Here is a 25,476-nt window from a genome sequence, read left to right as displayed (position 1 = left end):
CCGATGACTTGGAAAACGTTGCAAACGGCCATGGCCGATCAGGGCTATATTGCCTCTGGTGATCTGGCGATGGCGCTGCATTTGTCGCTGGCGCTGGGGCGCCCCTTGTTGCTGGAAGGCGCGGCCGGCGTCGGCAAGACCGAAGTGGCGCGTGTGCTGGCGGCTGTCGAAGACACGCAGTTGATCCGCCTCCAATGCTACGAAGGACTGGATGCCGCCCAGGCGATTTACGAATGGAACTACCAGCGTCAGCTCCTGGCGATCCGCGCAGCATCCGAAGATGGGGAAACCGGCAAGAGCGTCGAGGCGCGCATTTTCTCGGATGAATTCCTGTTGGAACGACCTTTGCTCAAAGCGATCCGCCAAGACAAAGCGCCCGTGCTGCTGATCGACGAGATTGATCGGGCAGATGAAGAGTTTGAGGCTTACTTGCTTGAAATTCTTTCTGAGTTCCAAATTACAATACCCGAAATGGGCACAATCACTGCCACGACACGCCCCATCGTTATCCTGACGGCTAATGGTACGCGCGACCTAAGCGATGCGCTGCGCCGACGGTGTCTCTATGCGCATGTGCCCTATCCCGATCATGAGACCGAACTGTCCATTCTGGTCAGTCGCTACCCTGATATCACCGACAGGCTTTGCGCGCAGATCGTGGGTTTTGTGCAGGCCCTGCGCAAGCAAGAGCTGGAAAAGAAACCGGGCGTCGCAGAAATGCTGGATTTTGCCGCGGCCCTGATGGGGCTTGGTGTGGCTGATCTGACCGATGACCCTGCGATTCTCCAGGCGACCCTGACGACCCTGCTGAAAACGCAACTGGACCGCGATGCAATCCCGACGGAGATCGCCCAGCGCCTTGCAGGAAAAGCCGCATGAGCCTTGTGACCAAATTTGCTGCCCGTGATCCGGGGCCTGCGTCCCGCATGGCCGGGTTTGTCGCGCATCTGCGCGAAAATGGCTTACGGCTTGGTGTGGGCGAAACGGGCATAGCATTGGACGCCCTGACCCATATCAACGCCGCAAACCCACAGGACGCGCGCCGCGCGCTGAAGTCTGTCTTTACGGGATGCGCCGAAGAGGCGGCGCAGTTCGACGCCTTGTTCAACAGTTTCTGGATGAATGGCGGGCGGGTCCAAACCCGGGTCACACCGACGGCGACACCAAGCCAAAGCGAAAATGTCCATTCTTCGCGAGAGGTAAATATCGAGGCGGACACCAGCGGCGGCGCGGGCGATGTCAGCGCACCTGACGGTGGCGAAGGCGAAGCGACAAGCGATGGTGAAGGCAAATTGGTGGCCACTGATGTGGCCAACTTGTTCAAGACGGACCTACGGAATATTGTACGACCCGAAGATATAGAGGCGGCGGAAAAGATCGCCCAGCGCCTTGGTGCTGCCATGCGGGATCGCAGATCACGTCGCCGCAAAGCCGCCAGCAAAGGCGACCAGATTCATTTTCGCAAAGTCATGCGGCAGAGCCTTGCGACGGGAGGCGAGCCCTTTGCGCTGCCTAAACGCCATCGGCCGGATCGCACCCTGCGGTTAACTGCCATTTGCGATGTTTCGGGATCCATGACGGTCTATTCGCGCATCTTTCTTGCCTTTCTGGCGGGGTTGATGCGGGCCGATCCGCGCGCGGATGCCTATCTTTTCCACACGCGGTTGGTGCGGATCACCGAAGCCCTGCGCGACAAGGATCCTTTGCGCGCATTGGCCCGGTTGTCTTTGCTTGCTGACGGGTTCGCGGGGGGATCAAAGATCGGTGAGAGCCTGGACTTTTTTGCCGGCACCTATGGCCGTCGGTTTGTCGACAACCGAACCGTCGTGATGATCCTGTCAGATGGCTATGACACCGTCTCTCCTGACGGGATTTCGGATGCGCTGATCCGGTTGAAGAAACGCGGCTGCAAGATCATATGGCTCAATCCGCTGAAAGGTTGGGACGGGTACGAACCAACCGCCCGCGCGATGGCGGGAGCATTGCCGCATCTTGATCTTTTCCGTGCGGCGAACACGCTGGAAGACCTCGCCGCACTTGAACAGGAGTTGGCCCGGTTATGACACCCAAGCAGATCATGGAACAAGGGTTGCAAGAGGGCGAAGACTACTTCGCCATCGCAACGATTGTCCGCACAGCCGGCACGACTGCGGCCAAACCGGGGGCCAAGGCGCTTTTGCGGGGGGACGGGACGATCCTTGACGGGTGGCTTGGCGGTGGATGCGTGAAGGCTGCGATCAAAGAGGCGACGTTGCGTGCCTACACAACCGGCCAGCCGCAGTTTATCTCGGTCGCTCCAGAGGAAGACTTGGCCGAAAAGGGCGTGAAGGCGGGCGACGACGTCGATGGGGTCCGGTTTGCGCGCAACGGCTGTCCGTCCAAAGGCACCATCGACATTTTCATAGAGCCGCATCTGCCGGAACCCGATCTATTGATTTTTGGACAATCCCCCGTCGCTGTAAAGCTGATGGAGTTGGCGCCGCAATTTGGGTGGGCTGCGGCAGAGGCGGCAACTGACATGGCTTTGCCATCCCGCTTGCCCGGTCGCGGCCGGTATTTGGTGATCGCGACACAAGGACAGGGCGACTTGGCCGCGCTCCAGACAGGACTGGCTGAAAGTGCGGACTATGTTGCCTTTGTCGGCAGCGCCAAAAAATTTGCAACCTTGTCGGACAAGCTGTTGGCAACAGGCGTTGACGCGGCGCAGGTTGCGGCTGTTCACGCACCTGCCGGCCTGAATATCGGCGCGGTCACTCCGGCGGAAATTGCCCTGTCAATTCTGGCCGAACTGACACAGACAAAGCGCGAAGTTCTGGCACAGGCTGCCCAAAATGGATAGTGTCGGGGCGGTCATACTGGCGGCGGGACTGTCACGCCGGATGGAAGCGCGCAACAAGCTGTTGCTGCCCGTTGGCGGCGTTCCGATGATCCGGCATGTTGTCGAAACCTATCTTGCGGCAGTTGATGGCGAGGTTTGCGTCGTCACTGGATTTGAAGCGATGCGGATTGACGCGGTTCTTGCGGGTCTGCCTGTCCGGCTGGTGTATAATCGAGACTTCGAAATGGGTCAGCCCTTTTCGGTTCGTGCGGGGCTTCTTGACGCCCCAAACGCGGCGCATTTGCTGATTGGACTGGGCGACCAACCGCAGCTAACGGCAGCCAATTTACACGCATTGATCAGCGCGCATCTGGTTGGGAACACCGCGAAAATATCGATCCCTTTGCAGGGAACGCAGCGGGGCAACCCGATCATCGTGCCCGAGGATATGCGGTCCCGATTGCTTGCGGATAAAACAAATCCCGGCTGCGCCAAGTTCACACGCAGCAACCCCGATCTGGTGCAGAACATCCCGTTGTCGCAGTCTGGTTTCTGCAATGACATCGACACGCCCGCCGCCTTTGCGGCGTTTCAAGAAACACCTTCCGAAAGGGTCTGACCATGAAAAGTTTGCAGAAGTATTTCCGCGCGCTGCGTCAAAAATGGGACCTCACTCCCGAGCAAGCCGAAACGCTTGCGACCATCAAGTTTCCCTGCTGTTAAAGAGGTACGATCATGGAACTCAAAGACGAAATCGTCATCAACGCCCCAATGGAGCGTGTCTATGCGGCGCTGAATGACCCCGAGATCTTGCGGCAATGCATTCCGGGCTGCGAAGAGCTTGTCCAACATTCCGACACAGAACTAGAGGCAAAGATCCTGCTCAAAATCGGGCCGGTCAAGGCGCGGTTCAGCGGTGATGTCCAACTCGACAAAAGTGGCGCACCTGATGCGTTTTCTCTGACCGGTCAAGGGAGCGGCGGCGCAGCCGGTCACGCCAAAGGCGGGGCGGATGTCACGCTGGTGGCGGACGGTGACACAACGATCCTGACCTACGATGCCAAGGCCCAAATCGGCGGCAAGCTGGCGCAGCTTGGTAGCCGCCTGATCCAGAGCACAGCCAAGAAACTCGCCGCGAAGTTCTTCAAGAGCTTCGCTGAGGTGTTGGACGCAGAGCAGGTTAGCTAACCTGTTGCATCGCAAGCGACGTTCTGGCGCAAGTGTCGACCTGTGTCAGAACGGGTCGGCGTTTGCGTTGTTTCCAGCGCTGGAGAACTGGTTCGTGAACAACCCCGGCCGGTCACAACGGCCGGCTTCGCCAGAGCTACTAAGAGGCCAATGCGGCCATTGGAGAGAAATCACCGAACGGCAGCTTCGCCCCGCCTAGTTGCCATTCGCGCTGGCCGACAAGACGGGCTGAGGCTCTCTGTTATGTCGCGCGCACGTGGCGCCGTGGCCTAGCCCTTGGCCATCACCATCGCCGCCGCGTCCAGCGCGCCACCGCCATGCGGCACGTCCAGCGCCTTGAACGCGGTGTCGATGCTGCCCAGCATCCCCAACACCATATGGGCATTCACATGCCCCATATGGCCGATGCGGAAATAGCCGCGCCCCTGCGGATCGCCGTCTTCGGACATGCCAAGCCCGATACCGAGGGTGACGCCGGCATTTTCCTCGACCCATTCGCGCAGTTGGGGGCCGTAAGGCAGGCCCAGCCGCAGCGAGGTGACCGAGCGGGCCCGGTGGTCTGGGTCAGCGACATTCAGGCGCAGCGGGCCGTCGCTGCCCCAGACATCGGCAGCAGCCCAGATCGCGCGGGCCAGCACGTCATGGCGGCGCCAGACATTTTCCATCCCTTCGGCATGGATCATGTCCAGAGCGGCGCGCAGGCCAAACAGGTGATGGGTCGGCGCGGTGCCGCCGAAATACTGGTAGAAGCTTTCGGGGTTGAACCGCGGCGTCCAGTCCCAGTAGCGGCTGACCCGCTCCATTCCGGCGCGCGCTTCCACCGCGCGCGGGCTTGCGAAAACGAAACCCAATCCGGGCGGTGTCATCAGCCCTTTCTGGCTGGCCGCGACCATCACATCGACACCCCAAGCATCCATTTCGAACCGGTCGCAGGCCAGCGAGGCGATGCAATCGACCATCAGGAGCGCCGGGTGGCCCGCCGCGTCCAGCACCTTGCGCAGCCCGGCGATATCGTTGCGCACCCCACTGGAGGTATCGACATGGCTGGCCAGAACCGCCTTGATCCGGTGTTCCTCGTCGGCGCGCAGCGTGTCCTCGATCCGGGTCAGGTCGAACGGGCGGTTCCGGCCGAAATCGTTCAACTGAACATCGGCGCCCAGCCCGCCGGCCATATCGGCCCAGCCGTGGCCGAACCGGCCGGTCGCGGGCACCAGAACCCGGTCGCCCGGCGCTACCACATTGGACAGCGCCGCTTCCCATGCGCCGTGTCCGTTGCTGATATAGATCGCGGCGTTATGGTCGGTCCCCGCCACTTTCTTGAGATCGGGGACCATCCCCGCGACCATGTCGATCAGCGCGCCTTCGTAGATATTGGGGGAGGCGCGGTGCATCGCGCGCAGCACCTCATCGGGCATGACGGATGGGCCGGGGATGGCGAGATAGGGACGACCGTTGGACAGATTCATAGGCGGCTCCGGTGGGTTTCTGCCGGCACCGGGGAGGCACCATCAATTCAGGCAGTTAGAAAAATGTCGCGGGGTGTCAAAGCAATGTATTGACGAAGTGAGGTTAATCAAAGCCGGACCGGCGTCAATCGCGATAAGGATCAAATTTGGTGATGTCATATATTTCGCTCCGTGCGCTGCCTGCAATTCAGCGCATGGGGCTGCGGGAACCATCATCCTTGCCTATGTGATGCGGGATGCCTACAAGATGCGCGACTGAAAAGATGCGGAATGCCTATGACTCTGGTGCAGAAATACCGGGATTGGGAAAGGGGCAGCACCCTGCCCGCCACGATCGATCTGACGAATCCCGACCATCGCCGCCGGGCGATGACCCATTACAACTGGGCCGATCATGCCATTCTGCGCCGCCGCTGGACCAATTTTTTTGAAATTGCCCCGGGGGTGTACCGATCGAACCAGCCAACCCATGAACGGTTCGAACGCTACGCGGCGATGGGGATCAAGACGGTGATCAACCTGCGCGGCGCATCGCCCGGCAGGCCGCATTACCTGCTGGAACGCGAAAGCTGTGCCGCGCTGGGGATACGGATGATTGATATCGGGCTGCATGCCCGCGCCGCGCCGCCGCGCGACAACATGCTGGACCTGATCGAGACCTTCCGCGACATCGAGCGCCCGTTCATGATGCATTGCAAATCCGGGGCCGACCGGGCCGGGTTGGCCAGCGCGGTGTACAAGCTGGTAATCGAAGGCGCACCATTGGCCGAGGCCAAGGCCATGCTGTCGTTCAAATACCTGCATATCAAATGGCACACGACAGGGATTCTGGATTATTTCCTCGACGTATACGAGGCCCGGTTGAAGCATGGCCCGATCGCGTTCGAAACCTGGCTGCGCGACGAATATGACGAAGAGGCGCTGACCGCCGGATACCGCAATGGCCGGAAAGTCCCGCAATGACCGCCGCCGCCGGTGTCAAAAGCCGCCAGCTGCTGATCTGGCTGTGGCGTAAATACCTGCACAAACATCTGTGGCTGCTGCTGGTGGCGCTTGGCTTCATGGCGCTGGAAGGATCGACCCTTGGCGCGCTGAGCTGGATGATGAAACCGATGTTCGATCAGGTGTTCATCGCCGGGGATCACGCCGCCCTGTGGTGGGTCGGCGCAGCGATCATGGGGATTTTCGTGACCCGCGCGGTCGCCAGCGTCGGTCAAAAGGCGCTGCTGGCGCTGATTTCGCAACGCTCGGCCGCTGACATGCGGACCGAGATGCTGGATCACCTGATGCGGCTTGACGGTGGGTTCCATCAGACCCACCCGCCGGGGTTCCTGATCCAGCGGGTGCAGGCCGATGTCGAAGCGGTCGGTCAGGTCTGGAACGCCGTCATCACCGGGGCCGGGCGCGACCTGATTGCGCTGATCATCCTGATGGGGGTGGCGATTTCGGTCGATTGGCAATGGACACTGGTGGCCTGTATCGGCACGCCGATACTGGTGCTGCCGTCGCAATTCGTGCAGGGATTTGTCCGCAGCCGGTCCCGTGAAGCCCGCGATTTGGGGGCGAAGCTGGCGATCCGTCTGGACGAGGTGTTTCACGGTATCGTGCCGGTCAAACTGAACCGGTTGGAAGAGTATCAATCGAACCGCTACCGCGCATTGACCGGGGATCTGGTTCGGGCCGATGTGAAAGCGCAACTGGGCGCGGCTGCGATCCCCGGGCTGATCGACGTGATGGCCGGGCTGGGATTTTTGGGCGTGCTGGTCTTCGGCGGCGCCGAGATCATTTCAGGCGAGAAAAGCATTGGCCAGTTCATGAGCTTTTTCACCGCCATCGGCTTTGCCTTTGAACCGCTGCGCCGGCTGGGCGCGGTCACCGGCATCTGGCAGAACGCCGCCGCCGCGATCGAGCGGATCAAGGAATTGCTGGACGAAAAGCCCAAGCTGACCTCGCCCGCCCACCCGGTGCCCGCGCCCGCGGGGATGCCCGAAATCCGGTTAACCGGGGTCGAGCTGAGCTATGGCGACACCAAGGTTCTGAATGGCGCGACACTGATCGCGCCAGCCGGCAAGACCACCGCGTTGGTCGGGGCCTCTGGTGCCGGGAAATCAACGATTTTCAACGTCCTGACCCGGCTGGTCGATCCGCAGGGCGGCACGGTCGAAATCGGCGGCGTGGCGGCAAAGGCGATGTCTCTGGCCGATCTGCGCGGGCTTTATTCGGTGGTGTCGCAGGATGCCGCGCTGTTTGACGAAACATTGAAAGAAAACATCCTGCTGGGCCGGAGCGATGTCAGCGACGCACAGCTCGACACCGTGTTGCAGGCCGCCCATGTGGCAGATTTCCTGCCCAAGCTGCCGGAGGGGTTGCAAAGCCCGGCCGGTCCGCGCGGGTCGAACCTGTCGGGGGGGCAGCGTCAGCGCATCGCGATTGCCCGGGCGCTGTTGCGCGACACGCCTGTGCTGTTGCTGGACGAAGCCACCAGCGCGCTGGACGCGCAATCGGAAAAGGTGGTGCAGGACGCGCTGGACAAGCTGTCGAAGGGGCGTACCACGCTGGTGATCGCGCACCGGCTGTCGACGGTGCGCAATGCCGACAAGATCGTGGTGATGGACAAGGGCCGGGTGGTCGACGAAGGCAGTCACGATGAATTGCTGGCCCGCGGCGGGCTTTATGCCGATCTGTACCGGCTGCAATTCAAGACCGAGGGTCCGACCGCCGATATGATTGCACAAGATCATGCGGGTCGGCGCCGGAAAGATAGCGCAAAAGCGTCCAAAGGTTCCGCGCCCCGCGACGGCACCAGCCTTCTTTCACGTATTTCGCGGCGCTTGTTCGGGCGATAAGCGGGATTTCCCGCAATTGCCCCTGCAACAGACGGCAGATCGCCACGTCCTCCATCAGCGGCTGATCGGCAAAGCCACCGATACTGTCGTAAAGCGTGCGCGACATCAGCAACCCCTGATCGCCATAAGGCAGACCGAACAGGCGCGACCGGAAATTGGCCCAACCGGCGACGAAACCGGCCGCAAAGCCGCCGCTGTCGAAACCAAGCCGGAAATACCCGGCCTGATCTATGCGGAAATTCATGTGATCCTGAACGCAATCGGTCCAGCCCGGCGGCAGCACCGTGTCGGCATGAAGCACCAGTATCCAGTCGCCGCCCGAGGCCAGTACGCCGCGCCGCAATTGGCCGCCGCGCGATGGCGCGCCCTTGACCAGCAGCGCCCCGGCTTCGTCGGCGATGCGCAGGGTCGCGTCGGTCGATCCGCCATCGCTGATCACCAATTCGCGGACCAGTCCGGCTTGCAACCCTTCGATCAGCGCCGACAGGCAGGCCGGAAGCTGTTGTTCCGCATTCAGGGTTGGAATAATCACCGAGAGTGCCGCGCGCATGTCTGTCCCCTGTTGCCGTCCCTGCCCCGCGCTATATTACAGCCAATGACCGAAAGGGAGAGTTGAAATGAGCCGACATGTTTTTCGCATCACCGGGCAAGAGGCCCGGCATTTCCTGCAAAATCTGGTGACGAATGATGTCGATCAGCTTGATCATGGTCTGGTTTATACCGCGCTGCTGACACCGCAGGGCAAATATCTGGCCGATTTTTTCCTGGTGCCCGAGGCGGACGCCATTCTTGTCGATGCCGACAGCAGTCTGGCACCGATGCTGTTGCAGCGGCTGAACATGTACAAACTGCGCGCCAAGGTCACGATCGAGGAAACCGGGCTACAGGTGCGGCGCGGCACCGGGCCGATGCCCGAAGGGGCCTTTGCCGATCCGCGCGACGCCGCGCTTGGCTGGCGGCTTTATGGCGCTGACAATGGCGATGACGGCAGCGACTGGGACGCGATCCGGGTGGCCCGTTGCATCCCCGAAACCGGGATCGAGCTGACCCCCGACAGCTATATCCTGGAGGCCGGGTTCGACCGGCTGAACGGTGTCGATTTCCGCAAGGGATGCTATGTCGGACAGGAAGTCACCGCGCGGATGAAACACAAGACCGAGCTGCGCAAGGGATTGCGGGTGGTAGAGATTGATGGCAGCGCCCCGGCAGGCACGCCGATCATGGCCGGAGAGAAAGAGGCAGGCACGCTGTTCACCAGTGCGGGCAACCGGGCGATTGCCTATTTACGGTTCGACCGCGCGGGGGGTGAGATGACCGCCGGATCGGCGCGGCTGCGTCTGCTGTCGTGACCAAGCGCCGGATCGGACCGGCCCCGGGGGTTTCATCCGTCCCAAAATGAAACAGCCGGACAACAAGCCCGGCTGTGACGCGACGTAACCGAAAGTTGCGCTCAGGCGCGTTCGGCGTATTCCATGGTTTCGGTGTTTACCACGATGTCTTCGTCCTGACCGACAAAGGGCGGCACCATGACCCGCACGCCATTGTCGAGCAGCGCCGGTTTGAACGAATTCGCAGCCGTCTGACCTTTGACCACCGGTTCGGTTTCAACGATCTTGCAGATCACTTTCTGCGGCACCGTCACGTTCAACGCCTCGGTGTCGTAATATTCGATCACGACGGTCATGCCGTCCTGAAGGAACGGGCGGCGGTCGCCCAGCAGGTCGGCCGGAAGTTCGACCTGATCGAAGGTTTCGGTGTCCATAAACACCAGCATACCATCGTTTTCATAGAGGAATTGCTGGTCTTTTTGTTCCAGCCGCACCCGTTCCACCTTGTCGGCGGAGCGGAAGCGTTCGTTCAGTTTGGACCCGGTGCGCAGGTTCTTCATCTCGACCTGAGCGAAAGCCCCGCCCTTGCCGGGCTTTACGTGATCGACTTTCACGGCGACCCAGAGGCCCCCGTCATGTTCCAGGGTATTTCCCGGGCGAATTTCGTTACCGTTGATTTTAGGCATATGACAAAACCCTGGCAAAAGGTTGATGGAAGTTTGAAGGCACCTATATATGGGGTTCGGGGCCAAGGCAAGGAAACCAGATATCGAACGACCGCTGGGCGAGGTATGCAAAAAACGCATAAAAGCCATGCAATAGAAGCCTACCCGAATCACTGACAATAGGTCATAAGCGGCTCTACGCCAGAAAGACAAGAGCAATAAAAAAGGACGAAACATGAAAGATTTCGTTGACGGCACGGCCTTCAATAACGAGCAAGGCAACCGCGCCCGCAAACTGTTCGCAGCCGTTGTGTTGGCTGCACTCGACGATGCCATCGCCGATGACAAGAAATATGGCAACGGCCCGGAACAGATCGCCCGCTGGGCACGGTCGCGTGATGGCCGTGAAGTTCTGTCTTGCGCCGGTATTGACCCCAACGAGCGGGTGGTCAATGGCCTGATGGAATTCGTCGGCAAAGGCGTTCGGACTTCGGTCGCCCTGTCGCGTGAAGAAAGCGAACGTCGCAACGCGGCGCAGCAGGCCGAAGCGGCCTGATACAGACTGCCAGACTACCAAATGAAAAAACGCGTCTTCCTGGGGGAAGACGCGTTTTTCTTTTTCGCACATATTGTCTTGCGTTATTTCACAAAACATCGCTTCCGCGCGGCAGATCGAAATATTAGTCTGCCCACAGACAACCGGAGGTTTCGATGAGCAAGAAAATAGACATCGCCGCCCTGACCGCCAAGGTCGGGACCCTGTATCCGCCGCCCTATCACCAGAACACCAAAGCGCGGGAGAAGCGTGCGCTTGGTGATGCGGCGGGATTGACCCAGTTCGGCGTCAACCAGACCCGGCTGCCACCGGGATGCTGGTCCGCCCTGCCCCATTGGCACGAGAAGGAAGACGAATTCGTCTATGTCATCGCCGGAACGCCGACCCTGGTCTATGGCGACAGCGAAGAACAGTTATCCCCCGGCGATTGTGTCGGTTTCAAAGCCGGCGAAGAGACCGGCCATTGCCTGCAAAACCGGACCGACGAGGATGTGATCGTGCTGGAAGTCGGATCGCGGATGGCAGGGGAACGGGCGTTTTATCCCGGGCTGGACCTGATGGCCGATACCGGGTCGCCGGATTTCTACCACCATCTCGACGGTCGTGCCTATGGCGATATTCGCCGTCGCGGACCGCAAGACGACTGAAACCTGCCGCCTTGCGGCTTTTGCCCCGATCGCTTTGCGATTAGAACCGGTACCGAAGCACAAAGGGGCGGCAGATGGCCAAGGCAATCATGATCCAGGGCGCGGGATCGAACGTCGGTAAATCCATGGTGGTGGCCGGGATTGCCCGGGCGCTGGCCAATCGCGGCCTGACCGTCCGGCCCTACAAGCCGCAGAACATGTCGAACAATGCCGCCGTCACCGAAGACGGCGGTGAAATCGGGCGGGCCCAGGCGTTGCAGGCGCTGGCCGCGCGGGTGGCCCCGCATACCGATATGAACCCGGTTCTGTTGAAACCGGAAACCGATACCGGGGCGCAGGTGATCGTTCAGGGCAAGCGTTTCGCCACCCTGCGCGCCCGCGATTACGCCAAGGCCAAGCCAGAGCTGCTGCGCCCGGCATTGGAAAGCTTCGCGCGGCTGTGCGCGGCGGCGGATATCGTGGTGATCGAAGGGGCCGGCAGCCCCGCCGAGGTCAATCTGCGCAAGGGCGATATCGCCAATATGGGATTTGCCGAAGCTGCGGGCGTGCCGGTGATCCTGCTGGGTGACATCGACCGCGGCGGGGTAATCGCGCAGATCGTCGGCACCCAGGCGATCCTGCCCGAAAATGACGGCGCCCGGATCAAGGGCTTTGCCATCAACAAGTTTCGCGGCGACGTGCGGCTGTTCGACGAGGGGCTGACGATCATCGCAGAGCGGACCGGCTGGCCGTCTTTGGGCGTGTTGCCCTGGTTCGCAGATGCCTGGCGGCTGCCTGCCGAGGATGTCATGGATATCGCATCGACCAAAGGCGGCGGGTTCAAGATCGCGGTGCCCCGTCTGGGCCGGATCGCCAATTTCGACGATCTTGACCCGCTGGCCGCCGAACCCGGTGTCAGCGTCGAAATCATCGAACCGGGCCGCGCCCTGCCCGGCGATGCCGATATGGTTCTGATCCCCGGTTCCAAATCCACCATTGCCGATCTGGCCCATTTCCGCGCGCAGGGCTGGGATATCGACCTGCAAGCGCATGTCCGCCGTGGCGGCCATGTGTTGGGCATTTGCGGCGGCTACCAGATGCTGGGCCGCGAAATTGCCGATCCCGAGGGGATCGAAGGCGCACCGGAAACGGTGGCCGGTCTGGGATTGCTTGACGTGGTGACGGTGATGAAGCCGCAAAAGCGGCTGGCACTGAGCCGGGCGACGTATCTGCCCAACGGTGCCCCGGTGGAGGGCTATGAAATCCATCTGGGCGAAACCACCGGCCCGGATTGCGCCCGCGCCTGGCTGGACCTGTCCGGTCGCGCCGAAGGGGCAAGCAGTCCCGACGGTCAGGTGCGCGGCTGCTATCTGCATGGGCTGTTCAGTTCAGACGCGTTCCGCGCCGCCTATCTGTCCGGATTGGGGGCAGAGGTTCAGGTCGCCTATTCGGATGAACTGGATGCGGTTCTGGACAGGCTGGCCGCGCATATCGAGACGCATTTCGACCTCGACCTGCTGCTACGGCTGGCGCAGCAACCGACCTATTGCAATTCGTGACTGGTCAGGGCGCGGTGGATTTCGCGGCGCACCAATTTGCGCACGTTGCGGGTGATCCGTTCCCCCAGAGCGCCCTGCAATTCCTGTCGCACGATATCGGCGACCAGTTCGCGCAGCGCGTCTTCGTCCAGAATGGCGTCTTCGTCGGCTGACACCGCTGCCAGATCATCCAGATCGTCGCTGCCCCCGGTATAGCCGTGGTCGTGCGGGGCGTCATCTTGGGGTTCGGCCGCATCGCCATAAGAGGAGGTTTCGATCGCCTCTGCCTCTGGCAGATCGTCTTCTGCGTCGTCCTCGATGGTTTCATAATCGGCGTCTTCGACGTCTTCCCACTGGACCGCGTCGACCCGGTTGACAGTCTGGCCGCTATCCCAGTCCCCGGTTTCGCTGACGTCTTCGGGCTGTTCTGTGTCCGCGTCTTTGTCCGCGTCTTTGTCATCCCCGGAGTGGCGGAATTCAACGACGTCGTCCTGATCCTCGTCCTCTGCCGCATCGGCAAAGCAGGCTTCCAGCTCGGCGCTTTCGACCCGCATCGGTTCCTCAGTATCTTCGGAATAAAGATCATCCATCGGACTGTAGAGAGGTGGTTCAGACACAGGTGCGGGCCCTGATCTGGGCACATCCGGTCCGTTCACATCCGGGGCGGCAACCCGCAAGGCCGGTGTCAGGACAAGCTTGCCCGGGGTTTCAGGCACCGCTGTTTCAGACCGCGATTCTTCGGAAACCAGCCGCTTGATAGAGGCCAGTACATCCTCGATTTCTACATTGGTTACCGGATCCGACATTTATTATCCTACTCTTGCCTCGGGGTCAGTGTAACCCCGGGGCAAGATTCTAACAACCGATCTGGAGATCACTCTTTGCCGATGCCGCGCAGCACCCGGTCCAGTTTCTGGCCCTGTGCGCTGAGATGTGCCGGAGCGTTTTTCACCTGATTGTAATAGGCAGCCGGATCATACCGGGTCACGTTCAGCTTCAGATGGTCGGCGGTCAGCAATCCAAGATTGGCCAGCAACGAATAGGAGGCCAGATATTCATTGGACCGGGACGTGATCAGGTTGGCCCGGGCGTTCAGCAATTCCTGTTCGGCATTGAGCACGTCAAGCGTGGTCCGCGCGCCAAGGGTCGCTTCTTCCCTCACGCCACGGAATGCGACGGTTGCGAACCGGACCTGCCGGTCGCTGGACACGCGGGCGGCCCGCGCCACCTGCAGATTGGCAAAGGCGGTCGCGGCGTTCTGGGCCACCGAAATGCTGCTCAGCCGCAGCGCCGCGCGGGCGGAATCGCGCTGCGCCGCTGCCCGGCGATACGCTGCGGACAACCGTCCACCAGCATAGATCGGGCCGGACACTTCGACCCCAACCGATCCGCCCTTGGAAAAGGCGGTGGTGTTGAAGTCTTCCTGGATTCCATAGTTGCCGGTCAGCGACACGGTCGGCCCCATGTTCAGGCGCGCCACCTCGACCGCCAGATCGGCGGCGGCAACCTGATGCTGCGCCTGCAGGATGTCGGGGTGATTTTTCAGCGCCAGCGCCTTGGCGCCTTCGATCGAGGAGGCCGTGGCGGGTGCGGCCGGGGACGGCTGCATCGTACCGGGTTTGCGGCCGACGGCGGCGATGAAATATTCACGCGCGCCCTGATAATCGCCCTGGGCCTGTGCCAGAGCCGCACGGGCCTGTGCCAGCCGGGCTTCGGCCTGCGCCACATCGGTACGGGTGACTTCGCCGACATCGAAACGGTCCTTGGCGGCGCGCAGTTCTTCGGAAATCACCCGAACGTTATTCTGCCGCAGGGTCACGGTTTCGGCTTGGGTGCGCAGATTGGTATAGGCATCGACCGCCTGCAGCAGCACATTCTGTTCGACACCGACCAGCGCCTGCCGGGTTGCCAGAACGGTTTCCTTCGCCGCTTCGATCTGGCCCTTGCTGGCACCGCCATCAAACAGCAGCAACTGCGCCGACAGGCCCAGCGACACTGTGGTCGAGGAGCTCTGACGTGTGGTGAGGAAGGTCGAGGTGGAAGCAAACCGCGACGTGCTGCGGGTCACGTCACCGGCCCAGGATACGATCGGCCGCAATGCCGACAGCGCCACCGCCACATCTTCGTCTGCGGCGCGAAGCAAGGCCCGGTTCTGTTCCAGCAAACCGCTGTTTTTATAAGCATCCGCCAGCACATCGGCCAGGTTGTCGGCCTGCACCGCACCCGATCCAGTTACCGTCAACATCACCGCCGCGATGCCTGTCATCACTTTCCGTCTGATACCTGTGCCGCCCATTGCGCGCTCCGTTATCTATGCCTGCTCTAACGACAACGCGCCCCGCAGGGCGCGCCGAAAAACTTACAACGTAAAGGCCCGATGCCGTTCGAACCCGGGCAGAACCGGGGCCCCGGCATTGAACGCATAGCGCCAGGTGATTTCGCCGTCGATCTTGTAGCCGACTTCCGCCACACCGAGCGCGCCGCGCGCCTTCAGGCACCCGATCCGGCCGCCTTCTTTCAATTGATCCAGCAGGGCCGCCGGTACGTTTTCGGCCGCCCCTTCCAGCATGATGACATCATAAGGCCCATGCTGCGCCGCCCCGTCAGACAGCGGCCCGACATGCAAGGCGACATTATCGGCCCCGATCCGGGCCAGCGCCGCCTGGGCGTCTTCGGCCAGACTTTCGTCCTCTTCCACCGCCACGACCGCTTCGGCCATCCGCGCGATCACCGCAGCGGAATAGCCCAGCCCGACGCCAAGATCGAGCACCAGCTCATCGCCCTGGATATCCAGCGCATCCAGCATCTTGGCCAAGGTGCGCGGTTCCAGCACGACCCGACCGCCGCCCAGATCGAGATTTTCGCCAATATAGGCGGCTTCGATTTTCTCGCCCGGAACGAATTCTTCGCGCGGAACATTCAGCATCGCTTCGATGATGGGAAACTTGGTCACATCCGAAGGACGGATCTGAGTATCGACCATCATGGTGCGGCGTGCGGCAAAGTCTGTCATCTGCTAAACTCTTTCGTTCAGATTCCTATCTTATGTTTTGTCACATCCTGAAACCAGCGGCAACGCCTCAGAAACGCAAATCGCCATGTGTTGGGGACTTGCAGCAGGTTGAAATATCCTTTAAGCGACGTTCACCCACTTTGGCGGCGAGTTGGCGGAGTGGTGACGCAGCGGATTGCAAATCCGTGTACACCGGTTCGATTCCGGTACTCGCCTCCACAAATTTCTCAATAATTACAACGCTATAGTCAATTGTTGATTGGCAGCCATCGACGTGTAAGTGTGTTACACACTGTTACACACTTTCTGGACCCACCTTCATATGGCCAAAAGCCCTAACCGCATCACCAAACAGAAACAGGTCCGCAGCGGTCTCTACCTCTACCAAACACCCCGCTCCCCCTTCTGGTACGCCAAGGTCTGGATTCCATCGCAGCAAAAATATTTCAGCAAATCGACCAAGGAAACAGACCGGCTCGAAGCAACGCAAGCAGCCATCAACTTCGCCGACAAAACACTTTCGACCATTGGCACCGTCGAGCGCAATCCCAAAGCCACACGGTTCGAGACCTATGCTGATCGGTTCGACGCCAATCTACGTGCATCCGTAGGCAACAAGTCCCGCAAGTATATCGACTATCACAACACGCTCTATCGCCATAACGACGGGCTCATTGCCTTTTTTGGGGACATGCAGATCAAGACAATCAACACTGGCAAGATGCGGGACTACTTGCATGACCTTGACATCAAGCGTGACAAGCCGCTTTCAGGCAGCACCAAAAAGAAACATATCATGGTTCTTCGTGCTGTCATGCGGATGGCATTCGAAGACGAACAGATAGAACGGGTTCCTGATCCACCCAAGATCATGACCAAAGACAATCCCCGCACAGCCTTTACCGACAGTCAGTACAAACAGTTCATCAGGGCGGCCAATACTTGCGTCAAGCAGGGGGACAAGGTCAGCGGCATCTCTCTAACCCAACATCATGTGCATATCTTCCGGTTCATCGTTCACACCTTCGTCAGGCCGACCACGGGCGAGCTGTTTTTCCTACGTCACCGGGACATTCAAATTAGATCCAATCCACCCCGCCTCGAGATGGTCATTCGCAAAGGCAAAACAGGTTTGCGAGAGAGCTTCACGATGCCTTTCGCCGTTGCGGTCTACAAAAGTATCCTGCGTGAAAATGCACCACCTGATGCAAGTATCAGCCAAATCAAAGAAAACCTCGCTGACGAGTTCGTGTTCATGGCGGAATATGACAACCGAGCCTATGCTCGCACAGCTTTGAGCCGGATATTCCTTCACTTTCTGCGTGCCGCCAAACTAGATCAGCTCGAAGAAAGTTTCTCGACCTATTCCCTGCGGCACTATGCCCTGCAAAAGCGGGTACGGGATTCCAAGTCGAAGGTGAACATCAACCTATTGGCCAAGAACGCCGGCACCAGTGTCGAAATGCTTGAACGCTACTACCTGTCCAAAATGGCACCGTCCCCCGAGATCATCGCCGAGTTCCAGCGCAACGACTGATCCTGACCTGTCAACGACGGCCCCACATCGCGCTAAGACCTTGAACAGTAGTGTGGGGCATTTCGGAACACGCACACGCTCCAAGGTCGCTCAGATTGTTTCGCATACAGCAAATCGTAGCGACAGCTCATGTTTCCAATCACCCATTTCAAAGAACAACACAGCGGACGTAACCGGCCCTTGAGCAAGTTCAGGCCTCTGCGGCACAGTCCGTCAGAGATGACATTCCACGATGGTTGCATTGGGTGCCTATAGCTTTCGGACTAATGTCGAAACTCAACCTAAGATTTGCCATAATTCTTTGCATAATTTTAGCATGATTAGATCTATAGTAAGATTGACGCCAACGCAGCGACAGTGGCGAAAGGTGCAGCGAAACCGTCAGCGCCGCGTTACTGCCCCAGCAATCGGGCTACTCCTAACTTCTGCCGCTATCTTTCTGACTGTCGCCATGAAGATTGCCCCGCACGACTTCGGCACGACTACTCCAACTGAGGCTACATCAAGGGTCACTATCCTCCGGGGCGGGAATGCTTGGAACCACGCAACATCCGACACTGCGACACCTTCCAGTAGCGTTGTCGGTCGGGTCACCCACGTGCGGGACGGCGATACAATCGAAGTCGCCGGTCGCCCTATCCGTTTCACCAAACTCGACTGTGCTGAAATCGGGACGCCTGATGGGCGGCGGGCAGATCGGCTTATGAAGGAGCTTGCTTCAGGGCAAACGCTGTCATGCAGTCTGACAGGTCAGAAGAGTTATGACCGTTGGCTCGGCTCCTGTCGCCTCCCCGATGGCCGCGACCTTGCCACGGCTATGGTTCAGAATGGTGCTTGCACTTGGTGGCGAAGCTAACGGCCCAAAACAGACGTTCACCAAAGTTGCTATTGCCGCATTGCAGCTTTCGCAAAGCGGTCATTCGTGGTCCACTTAGTGTTTGAAAGCCTGAACCCGCTTCAAACTCCGATCGGGGACAGATGTCTTACAAGGATGTGTGGAATGACAGTCCCAGAGGTGAACTACTCCAAAATAGATGATGTCTCTGAAGAGGCCAGTCGCCTGTTTAAAGTTATGATGCGTCTAGAATTCGCCCTCAAAGACGTAGGATTCTTTGTTCCAGGTCGAAGGGCAGTTGCGGAGGTGGATTGGGTTCGTTTCGCTAACGATCAACTAGGTGCCGATTTCTGGCAGAGGATCAAACTTGCAGACGAAGTTCAGGTGCTCATACACGCCCCGCCCAAGAAGCAAATTGTCGATGGAAGAGGTCACCTGATCTGGCAGGATCGTGGCGAGGTTGTATCCGTTCAGGAGCTGATCGCCGCACTAAACGGGGTCCGGAACAACCTCTTTCATGGAGGAAAGAGCGGCGATCCTGATGGCAATCGCAACGCAGATCTAATCCGGGCAGCGCTCTATTTGGTTGATCAAGTGCTTAAGGAGGATGATGTCCTTCACACCAGCTTCAGCGGAGCCTACTGATGTATGCTCGGCCCACACCGGACCTCGAGCACTGCATCAAGATGCTGCGGTCGCAGCCCGCATTGCCGACATTCGCCGCGAGCGCGAAACCGTGCGCGGCTCGAACTCACAGTCTGCGGGACGGAGCCATAGTACGATTAAGAAGCCTTAGTGACGGCTTTCGGGCAGCGCGATGAAAACGTATCGGTTTTGGGCATTTCAGCGGGAGTCAGTGTTTAGGAATGCGCCTGATGCAAAGCCTTGGCAGACAACGGTAAATGCACCATATCTATTTCCATGGAATACCCTCTTTGGCTTAAACGTCTGATGCAGGTCGTCGTAATCGCTGCGTGTCTCTACTGTGTAGCCGTAATTCTCATAGGCCCGCCTTTCCTGGCGCGTCAAAATCCGCTCACATGGAAACTGAACTTTCAGGAGAACGTAGAACGCCTAGCCTCACAGGAACCATCGGAGGAGGCATTCATTAGTGCCCTCCGGAAGCGGGGGTTTAGCATTCGTATACCTTCCGAAAATCCAATTACGTATCAAGAGAATGGCGGCCTAATGATTAGATACGTTGACCGTGATCGGAGTTACACAACATATGCTGAATTCGTTCAGGCACACGAACGTTTTCAGGCTGCTTTGCCCGAGGGCTACGTTGAACGCCCCAGGGGGGCCGACACCAGCTACGGTTTCCTAGTCTGTAGTCACGTCTTTTATATCACCTGGCGTTTGAGCGGCGCCGACATTGTTGATCTCAAGGCTGCGGCATCGTGGGACTGCGTCTGATTCCGTTAATAGCTCTCTAGTGACGAGACCCATAGATTCGCCTGAGGCTACAAAACCTATTCGTGAAGCAATTCGACCAATGAATTGATTTTTCACATTTTCAGTCACATCAAGAGAGCAGACATTCGCTGCATCGTTGAAAACCAGCAATATGGGCTCAGAGCCGACCTGCGGCGGTGCAGCGCCCTGGGCGTGTTCGACCGGGCGCTCCTGTCGCTCGCGGCCCATAGCCGACCTTGGCCATGTCGCCAAACGCTGCGATGCAGCTTCGCCAGACCTGCCATTCGAGCTAGCACCTGCAAAATCAAAATATGGAAGCATTCAGGCCAGATCAGCCTCGCTGCGACTGCCGGGACGAACGCTCGCGCATCTTTCCGAAAAACTGACGCACCAGTTTACGACTCGCGAGCTCATCGTGCAAGATTGCCTCTTCGACATACTCGGCTGGGAGTGTCACAAAAGCCCCCTTTTTGCGCCCGCGTAACCAACACTCCTCCGGCAGCAAATTACCCGGTGGCCGTTTATCAATTTTGAGCAAGATGAGAAATCCGCCAAGGCAGAACCTTACGACGTTCACTCCTTCCTTCCGGTCTGGCATGGGCGTTCGATAATAATAGACATCGCCATCCAGTTCGACGATGCGTGCAATCGTGACATCAACAGTATGGGGAATTTGTCCGCCACTTAGCGCGACCATCCGAAGGGTGTCTTTATAAGGGCCGATATCGATACGTCCTCTGTCGGGATTTGTGACAGCATATTTCCAAGCAATACCCGAAGCAAAACGTACCAGCATATCTCCGTCGACGCAGTCCATGCTGATTACCTTACCTCCGCTGAACTGTTGCCTACGGATTTTCCGAAAGAGGTCGAACGCATAGGATTCATAGCGCCCAAGTATGTTATCACAATCCCCGCACAGAATATCTCTATCGTAGACGCCAGTATGGCTAACCTTCGGACGAGGGTTGCCCTTGTGAACAATCAAGTGTTGCTCGCCGCGGTCAACTTTCACCTCCATTACGAATGCTTTGGGGATCAGATGGGCTTCTATTGTCTTGGATTTTCCACAATGTAGGCAGGGCAAACTGCGTCCTTCCCTCTTGAGATTCTTGTTTGACCGGCCCACAGTTAAAAACGAAATCACGTTGTGATGCTGCGGTGTCGCTCACGGTTCAGGCGTCCTCAGGCTCCGCCGATGCAACATGGGTCTCATGGGCTTCTTCGGTGGGCAGTTCCACATAGTCATCACCCATCATCATCCTGAAGTGACCACCATGGTCGGAATCCTCGAAAATTCTCTGAAACACATTCAGGTAGCGATCAACCTGGCCTGGATCGCAAGCCATGTAGAGATCATCCGTGGCAAAGTGCGATCCGTCATTCACCCACGATAGCAGGGTGCTACAGATCATTTTGTCCTTGCCGCCGAACTTGTCGATAATGTCTTCGGGCGTGATGCCCCCGTAGAATTTAAAATAGTGTTCGAGGATTCTACGCATGACGTTCTGGATGGCCGTGTCTGAAGGCGGCTTCTGCCTGACCTCTCGCCAAAGAAGTTCATAACTCGACTTGATCGGGTTCTCCACAAAAGGCATGAGCTCTGATCGCTGCGATGTTTTGCGCACAACCCAAAACGTCTCGTCACTTCTAGCCGTGGCGGCGCTGCGCTTCTTGTCGAAAGTCACTTCCTTGTGGAAGTAGATATTGTGCGTGAGAACAAACACCTGTTTGATCGGACTTGTACCCGTTCGCATTTCGGCGATGATTGTCTTTATCAGATTGCAGACGATGAAAAGTATGTCTGCATCGAGGCTCGAAACGGGGTCATCAAATACTACGATCTTGTCATTCGTGCCACCGCTTGAACTGAATGATCCGCCAACCAGATAATAAAAATATAGAAATGTTATGAAAGACTTTTCTCCTTCGCTTAGAGTTCGCTTCGCGTCACTCCCATCCGCACGTTTGACTTCATAGAAACCGCCCCCCGAGCTTTCAACGAGGTGGAAGTTAGTGAAACCAAATGACTTCAGAAGTTTGTTGATGGCGTCAATCGTTGGCTTGATGCTGGTGATCTTCCGTTCGTTCTCTTCTATCTCTTCCTGCTTGGCGTCAAAGTTTTTTGTTTCTGTTTCTATCTGGCTTTCCAGCGAGGTGATCGCCTTGTCGAGCCCACCAGTATCAGCTTCAAATTTATCGTAGATCGTCTTTGTGTCTTCGAGCAGTCTCTTCCAAACCTGCGAAGTCAGCTCTTTCTTTCTGGCTGCAAGATTGTCGATGGTGTCGTTGTTGGCCTTGACCTTCTTGTTGGCCGCTACGATGTGGGCATTAACCGCCGCGAGCAGTGGGGCTGTATCAGTAAGCGTTGCTGGGGCGCTAGGCTCCTTCCGCTTCGCCGTGACGTGGTCAACGTTGCTGTCGAGAGTCAAGCGCAGTGCTGCGACATCCTTTTCGAAGGCCGCGCGGTCAAGGTAGGGCGATTCAACAATGTCGGACGCGCTGTAAGCGGTTAGCAGGTCTCCTACTGCATTGGTATAGTCGGTAAGCAGCGTGTCGATAGTCGCGAGATCGGCAATGTAACTCTCGTCAAAATACGCCTCTAGGCTCTGCCTAAAGGCTGCATCTGTCTTCTGCTGGCAGAACGGGCACTGGTCATACAGTTGATCGAAATACTGCCGTCCTTGTTGCACCCAGTCGCTAGTGCCGAGTTTTTCGATCAGTGCGGCGATGTCTACGTCTTCTTTGCCGAGAATCTTCTTCTTGAGGATGGTCGAGCTTTCCAACGCTGAAATCTTTGAACTATCTTGATCGGGCAAAACGGTTGCCTTGGTCAGCGACCCCGAGAACACAGTCGCGGCGTCTTCACGAAGCTCTGAAATATCCCTTACTGTAGCGCTGTTGCTTGACGCTTCTGCGAGATACCGCTGGCAGAAATTCTTCTTATTATTATTGAGTCCTGTGAACGCTGTGTCCAGCTCATCGAACTTCTTCTTTGCTCCCCAGACATCCTCAACGAGCTGCGCTGCGAGAATTTCTCGTTCTTTCTTCTTCCCGCTAGTTCCATCCTCCCCGCTAAGGTTCTTTCGGAGGCCACTAAGCTTCGTATTTATTGCATCGGCTTCGCCCTTGAGCGTCTTGATTTTGTCGGCGACCTCAACGTTCTCTCCGAACGTGTAGATACCCTTGATGCTGCTTTCCGCATCGAAATGCTTCTCTACAAAATCCTTGTTATAGACGCGAGTTTCCAGTGGACTGCCGCCTGCCCAGGTTACTTGGCAGTCAGGGAAAGCTCCCGAGCCTTCGATAACACGCGAAATCGTTGTCTTGCCTGATCCGTTCGAGCCGAAGATGAAATTGAGCTTTTTCAACCCTTCGAGCTTGGTGCCTGCGGTATCGTATGCACCTTCATTGGCTAAATGGATACTCTCGATCAATTGTTCACCTCGCTGGCGACAGCTTCAACGCATCAAATACTTGGTTGGACAGGTATTATTGAGACAGTGTGTCACTGTCGTCAAAATTGCACAACCTGGACATGTTCAGTTCTCTGCGAAAACGCCCTTCGTCGAAAGCCAGCGGAAGCGCGGTTCCTTCAAGCGGCTTTTAACATCCGTCGCGAACGACGGCTTCTTGCCCTCGATACCGTCAGTTCGCAAGCGCAGCAAAAGTCCGGCTTCCGCCCGTCATGCCGAACGTCGTTCACGGCCCTAACCGGACACTCGACACAGCAATTGGTGCTGCATCGCAGCTTCACCTTTGCAGACATTATCAATTCCTGGGGCACGTGACACTTTGTGACCTACTTCGAGAAAACTGCTGTCTGCACGAATCCAAGAAACTAAATCAGAAATTTAGTTTCCATACTAATGTGCAACTCGCTGAAACGAAGTTGTCTCAAACGACAACCCATGTTTCCTCAAGCAAAGTGCGCTTTATACAGTCGCTCAGCCAACTTTCCGTACTGACTGGAATGAAAGCCCTCAAAACTCTTGGGTGTAAGGCCTGCGAACTTACTTTCGTAGTGAGCCGTATTGCCGGTTTTTCCGTTTTCAATGATTGTACGCAAGCAGATCAAAAGGCTGTTCATCACAGTTGTTGTTAGTAGGCCGCCATTCTTTCTGTTGGGGGTCCAAGTCCCAGACGGCAAAGTCTTTCGAACCGCGATGAGGTAATCATTAATCGTGTCACAGCAAAACTGAATGTACTCATCTAAGAGTGCTGTATCATTCGACTTCTTCAAGTCTGCTTTGTTCGGATTGGTCCACAAAGAGAAGATAGAATCCGTACCACTGGTCTTGGTTAGAGGTTTCATACCGTAGCTTACTATCGAGGTCGTCTTCAACTTATCTGTGTCGAACCAGTGACGGACAATCTGACCACTCAGCGGGCCGCTGCCCCGCCCAAGACGTTCGACTACAGTAGAGGCGATGGACTCGTCGGAGAACGGGTCGACAATCCGGTTGATTGCCTGCTTTAAATCAGACTTAGCATTTGTTTGGGTCGAGTTGATTTCTAAGAACAGCCTGGCTTCGAAAGCCTCACGATCCCTTGCAGACTTGCCCGGTGGATAAATGATACCTGTCACCAGCAGATTTTGTCTTTTTCGAAGTTTAGCGACTTCAACATCATCCGGATTACTTACGTAGTAAGAAAATGTTCTGTGCTGACCATCAATCAGACCAACAGTATTGATCTTGTTTGGCAGCTGTAAATCTACGGTTTCTGTTTTGGTGATATTCTTTGGGTCGACGGTGTCTCCATTTGCGTCAAGTATCTTGGTCTCATCGTCGAGAGTAGCAATAATATTGTTTACAAATACACGCTTCTTTGCCTTCAAGTGCTTACGTATTTGGTCGATTTTCGCTTTCGAGATCATGCGTTGGTAAACGCTTTCTGAGTCCCTCCAACCCTGACGACGTAGCACGTAAGCTTGCTCTAGTAGTGTTTCCGGATCCACATAAAACGTCACAACTTTGAAGCCCTTATCAAAGTTGGAGTTCGCCTCCGGAAGCACCGTCGCTTGAAAACTCTTGCTTGTGGCATGCGCTGACACATTGCCGTCAACCCCCAAGTCTTCCAGCTTCACATCCAAGAAGTCGATCAGCTCGGGCAGTGCAGATCTTTTTATGCTGTCGGTAAGTGACTTGAAATACCGGAGCTCTGGGTAGTCCAAATAGTTAGCATTATCCGTAATTTCTTTGTGCTTCTGAGCAAAGTCGTGTCGACTACAGTACAAACAACGGACCACCAACTCGTCGACATTATAGGTTGCCGATATGTCCTCTTTGAACTCTTCGTCTAGATCACAAAAAGCACTGACCAACGCTTCTTTGTCGTCCGCCACTTTGTCGTAGACGATCTTCTTTTTCTTGAGATGGTCGCTGACTAGGTCTGACTTGGATGTAGTATACTCGATACAAATAAGAAGGTTCTCGTAAAGGTAAACATCGTCGAAATCCGATGTAATTAGGTCTCCAAGCGTGAACTCCTTATCTGCCAGCTTTGGGTAACGCTTGAAGCCGGCATTTCGAAAAACACTACGGACGAGATTTACGTGGGCTCGCTTAAAAGCCAGAGCCTTTCGTTCTTCAGACGTCAGTTTCTTTTTCTTGTACTTCTTTTTTGTTGTCTTTGCCAATTT

The 25,476-nt window shown here is 57.3% G+C and carries 21 protein-coding genes, 1 tRNA gene and 1 pseudogene; 14 read left to right on the top strand and 9 right to left on the bottom strand.

From position 1 onward, the window contains the following. Positions 1–3 precede the first annotated feature (3 nt). From VOI23_RS14125 to VOI23_RS14105, 5 genes are all read left to right on the top strand, one after another. Complete coding sequence (locus VOI23_RS14125; RefSeq protein WP_323785551.1) at positions 4–879, top strand: MoxR family ATPase; 876 nt, start codon at positions 4–6, stop codon at positions 877–879. Further along, positions 876–2,063 (top strand): vWA domain-containing protein, encoded by a 1,188-nt coding sequence (locus tag VOI23_RS14120; protein ID WP_323785549.1) that lies wholly within the window; start codon positions 876–878, stop codon positions 2,061–2,063. Before VOI23_RS14125 ends, VOI23_RS14120 begins: the two co-directional genes overlap by 4 nt. Continuing rightward, positions 2,060–2,839 carry an XdhC family protein gene (locus tag VOI23_RS14115; RefSeq protein ID WP_323785548.1) on the top strand — a complete coding sequence of 260 codons (780 nt, stop codon included), beginning with the start codon at positions 2,060–2,062 and terminating at the stop codon, positions 2,837–2,839. The genes VOI23_RS14120 and VOI23_RS14115 overlap by 4 nt, the downstream gene beginning before the upstream one ends. After that, a complete protein-coding gene (locus tag VOI23_RS14110; protein WP_323785546.1) occupies positions 2,832–3,437 on the top strand; it encodes a nucleotidyltransferase family protein in 606 nt (201 codons plus the stop codon). Before VOI23_RS14115 ends, VOI23_RS14110 begins: the two co-directional genes overlap by 8 nt. Positions 3,438–3,553: 116 nt before the next feature. Then, positions 3,554–4,006 (top strand): carbon monoxide dehydrogenase subunit G, encoded by a 453-nt coding sequence (locus tag VOI23_RS14105; protein WP_323785545.1) that lies wholly within the window; start codon positions 3,554–3,556, stop codon positions 4,004–4,006. Between the two features lie 269 nt (positions 4,007–4,275). On the opposite strand, the gene VOI23_RS14100 is transcribed toward VOI23_RS14105, so the two are convergent. Then, complete coding sequence (locus VOI23_RS14100) at positions 4,276–5,472, bottom strand: pyridoxal-phosphate-dependent aminotransferase family protein (RefSeq protein ID WP_323785544.1); 1,197 nt, start codon at positions 5,470–5,472, stop codon at positions 4,276–4,278. Between the two features lie 270 nt (positions 5,473–5,742). Between VOI23_RS14100 and VOI23_RS14095 the strand changes: the two genes are divergently transcribed. Then, positions 5,743–6,435 (top strand): fused DSP-PTPase phosphatase/NAD kinase-like protein, encoded by a 693-nt coding sequence (locus VOI23_RS14095; protein WP_323785543.1) that lies wholly within the window; start codon positions 5,743–5,745, stop codon positions 6,433–6,435. After that, complete coding sequence (locus VOI23_RS14090; protein ID WP_323785542.1) at positions 6,432–8,318, top strand: ABC transporter ATP-binding protein; 1,887 nt, start codon at positions 6,432–6,434, stop codon at positions 8,316–8,318. The genes VOI23_RS14095 and VOI23_RS14090 overlap by 4 nt, the downstream gene beginning before the upstream one ends. Here the strand turns inward: VOI23_RS14090 and VOI23_RS14085 are convergent. Next, a pseudogene (locus VOI23_RS14085) lies at positions 8,254–8,868 on the bottom strand (glycosyltransferase); the annotation flags it as partial. The gene VOI23_RS14090 and the pseudogene VOI23_RS14085 overlap by 65 nt on opposite strands. Positions 8,869–8,935: 67 nt before the next feature. On the opposite strand from VOI23_RS14085, the gene VOI23_RS14080 reads away from it, so the two are divergent. Continuing rightward, complete coding sequence (locus VOI23_RS14080) at positions 8,936–9,667, top strand: folate-binding protein (RefSeq protein WP_323785541.1); 732 nt, start codon at positions 8,936–8,938, stop codon at positions 9,665–9,667. Between the two features lie 101 nt (positions 9,668–9,768). Here the strand turns inward: VOI23_RS14080 and efp are convergent, their stop codons facing one another. Continuing rightward, on the bottom strand, positions 9,769–10,332 hold the full coding sequence (efp, locus tag VOI23_RS14075; RefSeq protein WP_323785539.1) for an elongation factor P: 564 nt from the start codon (positions 10,330–10,332) through the stop codon (positions 9,769–9,771). A gap of 214 nt (positions 10,333–10,546) precedes the next feature. Between efp and VOI23_RS14070 the strand changes: the two genes are divergently transcribed. The 3 genes from VOI23_RS14070 to VOI23_RS14060 all read left to right on the top strand — a co-directional run bounded on the left by VOI23_RS14070 (position 10,547) and on the right by VOI23_RS14060 (position 13,052). Beyond that, entirely contained in the window at positions 10,547–10,867 is a 321-nt protein-coding gene (locus VOI23_RS14070; RefSeq protein ID WP_058261650.1) for a DUF6280 family protein, read from the top strand. Between the two features lie 155 nt (positions 10,868–11,022). Then, positions 11,023–11,514 (top strand): cupin domain-containing protein, encoded by a 492-nt coding sequence (locus VOI23_RS14065; RefSeq protein WP_323785538.1) that lies wholly within the window; start codon positions 11,023–11,025, stop codon positions 11,512–11,514. Between the two features lie 74 nt (positions 11,515–11,588). Next, positions 11,589–13,052 (top strand): cobyric acid synthase, encoded by a 1,464-nt coding sequence (locus VOI23_RS14060; protein ID WP_323785537.1) that lies wholly within the window; start codon positions 11,589–11,591, stop codon positions 13,050–13,052. Here the strand turns inward: VOI23_RS14060 and VOI23_RS14055 are convergent. The 3 genes from VOI23_RS14055 to VOI23_RS14045 all read right to left on the bottom strand — a co-directional run bounded on the left by VOI23_RS14055 (position 13,037) and on the right by VOI23_RS14045 (position 16,044). Next, a complete protein-coding gene (locus VOI23_RS14055) occupies positions 13,037–13,837 on the bottom strand; it encodes a hypothetical protein (RefSeq protein WP_323785535.1) in 801 nt (266 codons plus the stop codon). The two genes, VOI23_RS14060 and VOI23_RS14055, sit on opposite strands and share 16 nt — an antisense overlap. A gap of 68 nt (positions 13,838–13,905) precedes the next feature. Then, positions 13,906–15,327 (bottom strand): TolC family outer membrane protein, encoded by a 1,422-nt coding sequence (locus VOI23_RS14050; RefSeq protein WP_323785534.1) that lies wholly within the window; start codon positions 15,325–15,327, stop codon positions 13,906–13,908. A 63-nt stretch (positions 15,328–15,390) separates the two neighbouring features. Then, positions 15,391–16,044: a protein-L-isoaspartate O-methyltransferase gene (locus VOI23_RS14045; RefSeq protein WP_323785533.1), complete on the bottom strand. Its 654-nt coding sequence runs from the start codon at positions 16,042–16,044 to the stop codon at positions 15,391–15,393. A gap of 145 nt (positions 16,045–16,189) precedes the next feature. On the opposite strand from VOI23_RS14045, the gene VOI23_RS14040 reads away from it, so the two are divergent. The 3 genes from VOI23_RS14040 (at position 16,190) to VOI23_RS14030 (ending at position 19,061) form a co-directional block, all read left to right on the top strand. After that, positions 16,190–16,263, top strand: a tRNA-Cys gene (locus VOI23_RS14040). A 103-nt stretch (positions 16,264–16,366) separates the two neighbouring features. After that, positions 16,367–17,581: a phage integrase SAM-like domain-containing protein gene (locus VOI23_RS14035; RefSeq protein WP_323785511.1), complete on the top strand. Its 1,215-nt coding sequence runs from the start codon at positions 16,367–16,369 to the stop codon at positions 17,579–17,581. Between the two features lie 1,000 nt (positions 17,582–18,581). Continuing rightward, complete coding sequence (locus VOI23_RS14030) at positions 18,582–19,061, top strand: hypothetical protein (protein WP_323785532.1); 480 nt, start codon at positions 18,582–18,584, stop codon at positions 19,059–19,061. A gap of 1,102 nt (positions 19,062–20,163) precedes the next feature. Here VOI23_RS14030 and VOI23_RS14025 read toward each other — a convergent pair. The 3 genes from VOI23_RS14025 to VOI23_RS14015 all read right to left on the bottom strand — a co-directional run bounded on the left by VOI23_RS14025 (position 20,164) and on the right by VOI23_RS14015 (position 25,473). Beyond that, a complete protein-coding gene (locus tag VOI23_RS14025) occupies positions 20,164–20,853 on the bottom strand; it encodes a hypothetical protein (RefSeq protein WP_323785531.1) in 690 nt (229 codons plus the stop codon). A 154-nt stretch (positions 20,854–21,007) separates the two neighbouring features. Next, on the bottom strand, positions 21,008–23,269 hold the full coding sequence (locus VOI23_RS14020; RefSeq protein ID WP_323785529.1) for an AAA family ATPase: 2,262 nt from the start codon (positions 23,267–23,269) through the stop codon (positions 21,008–21,010). Positions 23,270–23,751: 482 nt separating this feature from the next. Continuing rightward, positions 23,752–25,473 carry a DGQHR domain-containing protein gene (locus VOI23_RS14015; RefSeq protein WP_323785528.1) on the bottom strand — a complete coding sequence of 574 codons (1,722 nt, stop codon included), beginning with the start codon at positions 25,471–25,473 and terminating at the stop codon, positions 23,752–23,754. Between the last annotated feature and the right edge of the window lie 3 nt (positions 25,474–25,476).

It is taken from the genome of Thalassovita sp., assembly GCF_034670005.1.
Classification (GTDB): Bacteria; Pseudomonadota; Alphaproteobacteria; order Rhodobacterales; family Rhodobacteraceae; genus Thalassobius.
The sequence above is the reverse complement of the archived record's forward strand: the minus strand, read 5'-3'. Positions and strand labels throughout refer to the sequence as shown.

Excerpts from the sequence above, each read along its gene's own strand:
- VOI23_RS14025 (WP_323785531.1), bottom strand. The coding sequence starts at position 20,853 with ATGGAGGTGAAAGTTGACCGCGGCGAGCAACACTTGATTGTTCACAAG.
- VOI23_RS14035 (WP_323785511.1), top strand. The coding sequence starts at position 16,367 with ATGGCCAAAAGCCCTAACCGCATCACCAAACAGAAACAGGTCCGCAGC.
- VOI23_RS14095 (WP_323785543.1), top strand. The coding sequence starts at position 5,743 with ATGCCTATGACTCTGGTGCAGAAATACCGGGATTGGGAAAGGGGCAGC.
- VOI23_RS14115 (WP_323785548.1), top strand. The coding sequence starts at position 2,060 with ATGACACCCAAGCAGATCATGGAACAAGGGTTGCAAGAGGGCGAAGAC.
- VOI23_RS14110 (WP_323785546.1), top strand. The coding sequence starts at position 2,832 with ATGGATAGTGTCGGGGCGGTCATACTGGCGGCGGGACTGTCACGCCGG.
- VOI23_RS14070 (WP_058261650.1), top strand. The coding sequence starts at position 10,547 with ATGAAAGATTTCGTTGACGGCACGGCCTTCAATAACGAGCAAGGCAAC.
- VOI23_RS14065 (WP_323785538.1), top strand. The coding sequence starts at position 11,023 with ATGAGCAAGAAAATAGACATCGCCGCCCTGACCGCCAAGGTCGGGACC.
- VOI23_RS14045 (WP_323785533.1), bottom strand. The coding sequence starts at position 16,044 with ATGACAGACTTTGCCGCACGCCGCACCATGATGGTCGATACTCAGATC.
- VOI23_RS14105 (WP_323785545.1), top strand. The coding sequence starts at position 3,554 with ATGGAACTCAAAGACGAAATCGTCATCAACGCCCCAATGGAGCGTGTC.
- VOI23_RS14055 (WP_323785535.1), bottom strand. The coding sequence starts at position 13,837 with ATGTCGGATCCGGTAACCAATGTAGAAATCGAGGATGTACTGGCCTCT.
- VOI23_RS14030 (WP_323785532.1), top strand. The coding sequence starts at position 18,582 with ATGACAGTCCCAGAGGTGAACTACTCCAAAATAGATGATGTCTCTGAA.
- VOI23_RS14080 (WP_323785541.1), top strand. The coding sequence starts at position 8,936 with ATGAGCCGACATGTTTTTCGCATCACCGGGCAAGAGGCCCGGCATTTC.
- efp (WP_323785539.1), bottom strand. The coding sequence starts at position 10,332 with ATGCCTAAAATCAACGGTAACGAAATTCGCCCGGGAAATACCCTGGAA.
- VOI23_RS14050 (WP_323785534.1), bottom strand. The coding sequence starts at position 15,327 with ATGGGCGGCACAGGTATCAGACGGAAAGTGATGACAGGCATCGCGGCG.
- VOI23_RS14100 (WP_323785544.1), bottom strand. The coding sequence starts at position 5,472 with ATGAATCTGTCCAACGGTCGTCCCTATCTCGCCATCCCCGGCCCATCC.
- VOI23_RS14120 (WP_323785549.1), top strand. The coding sequence starts at position 876 with ATGAGCCTTGTGACCAAATTTGCTGCCCGTGATCCGGGGCCTGCGTCC.
- VOI23_RS14090 (WP_323785542.1), top strand. The coding sequence starts at position 6,432 with ATGACCGCCGCCGCCGGTGTCAAAAGCCGCCAGCTGCTGATCTGGCTG.
- VOI23_RS14060 (WP_323785537.1), top strand. The coding sequence starts at position 11,589 with ATGGCCAAGGCAATCATGATCCAGGGCGCGGGATCGAACGTCGGTAAA.
- VOI23_RS14125 (WP_323785551.1), top strand. The coding sequence starts at position 4 with ATGACTTGGAAAACGTTGCAAACGGCCATGGCCGATCAGGGCTATATT.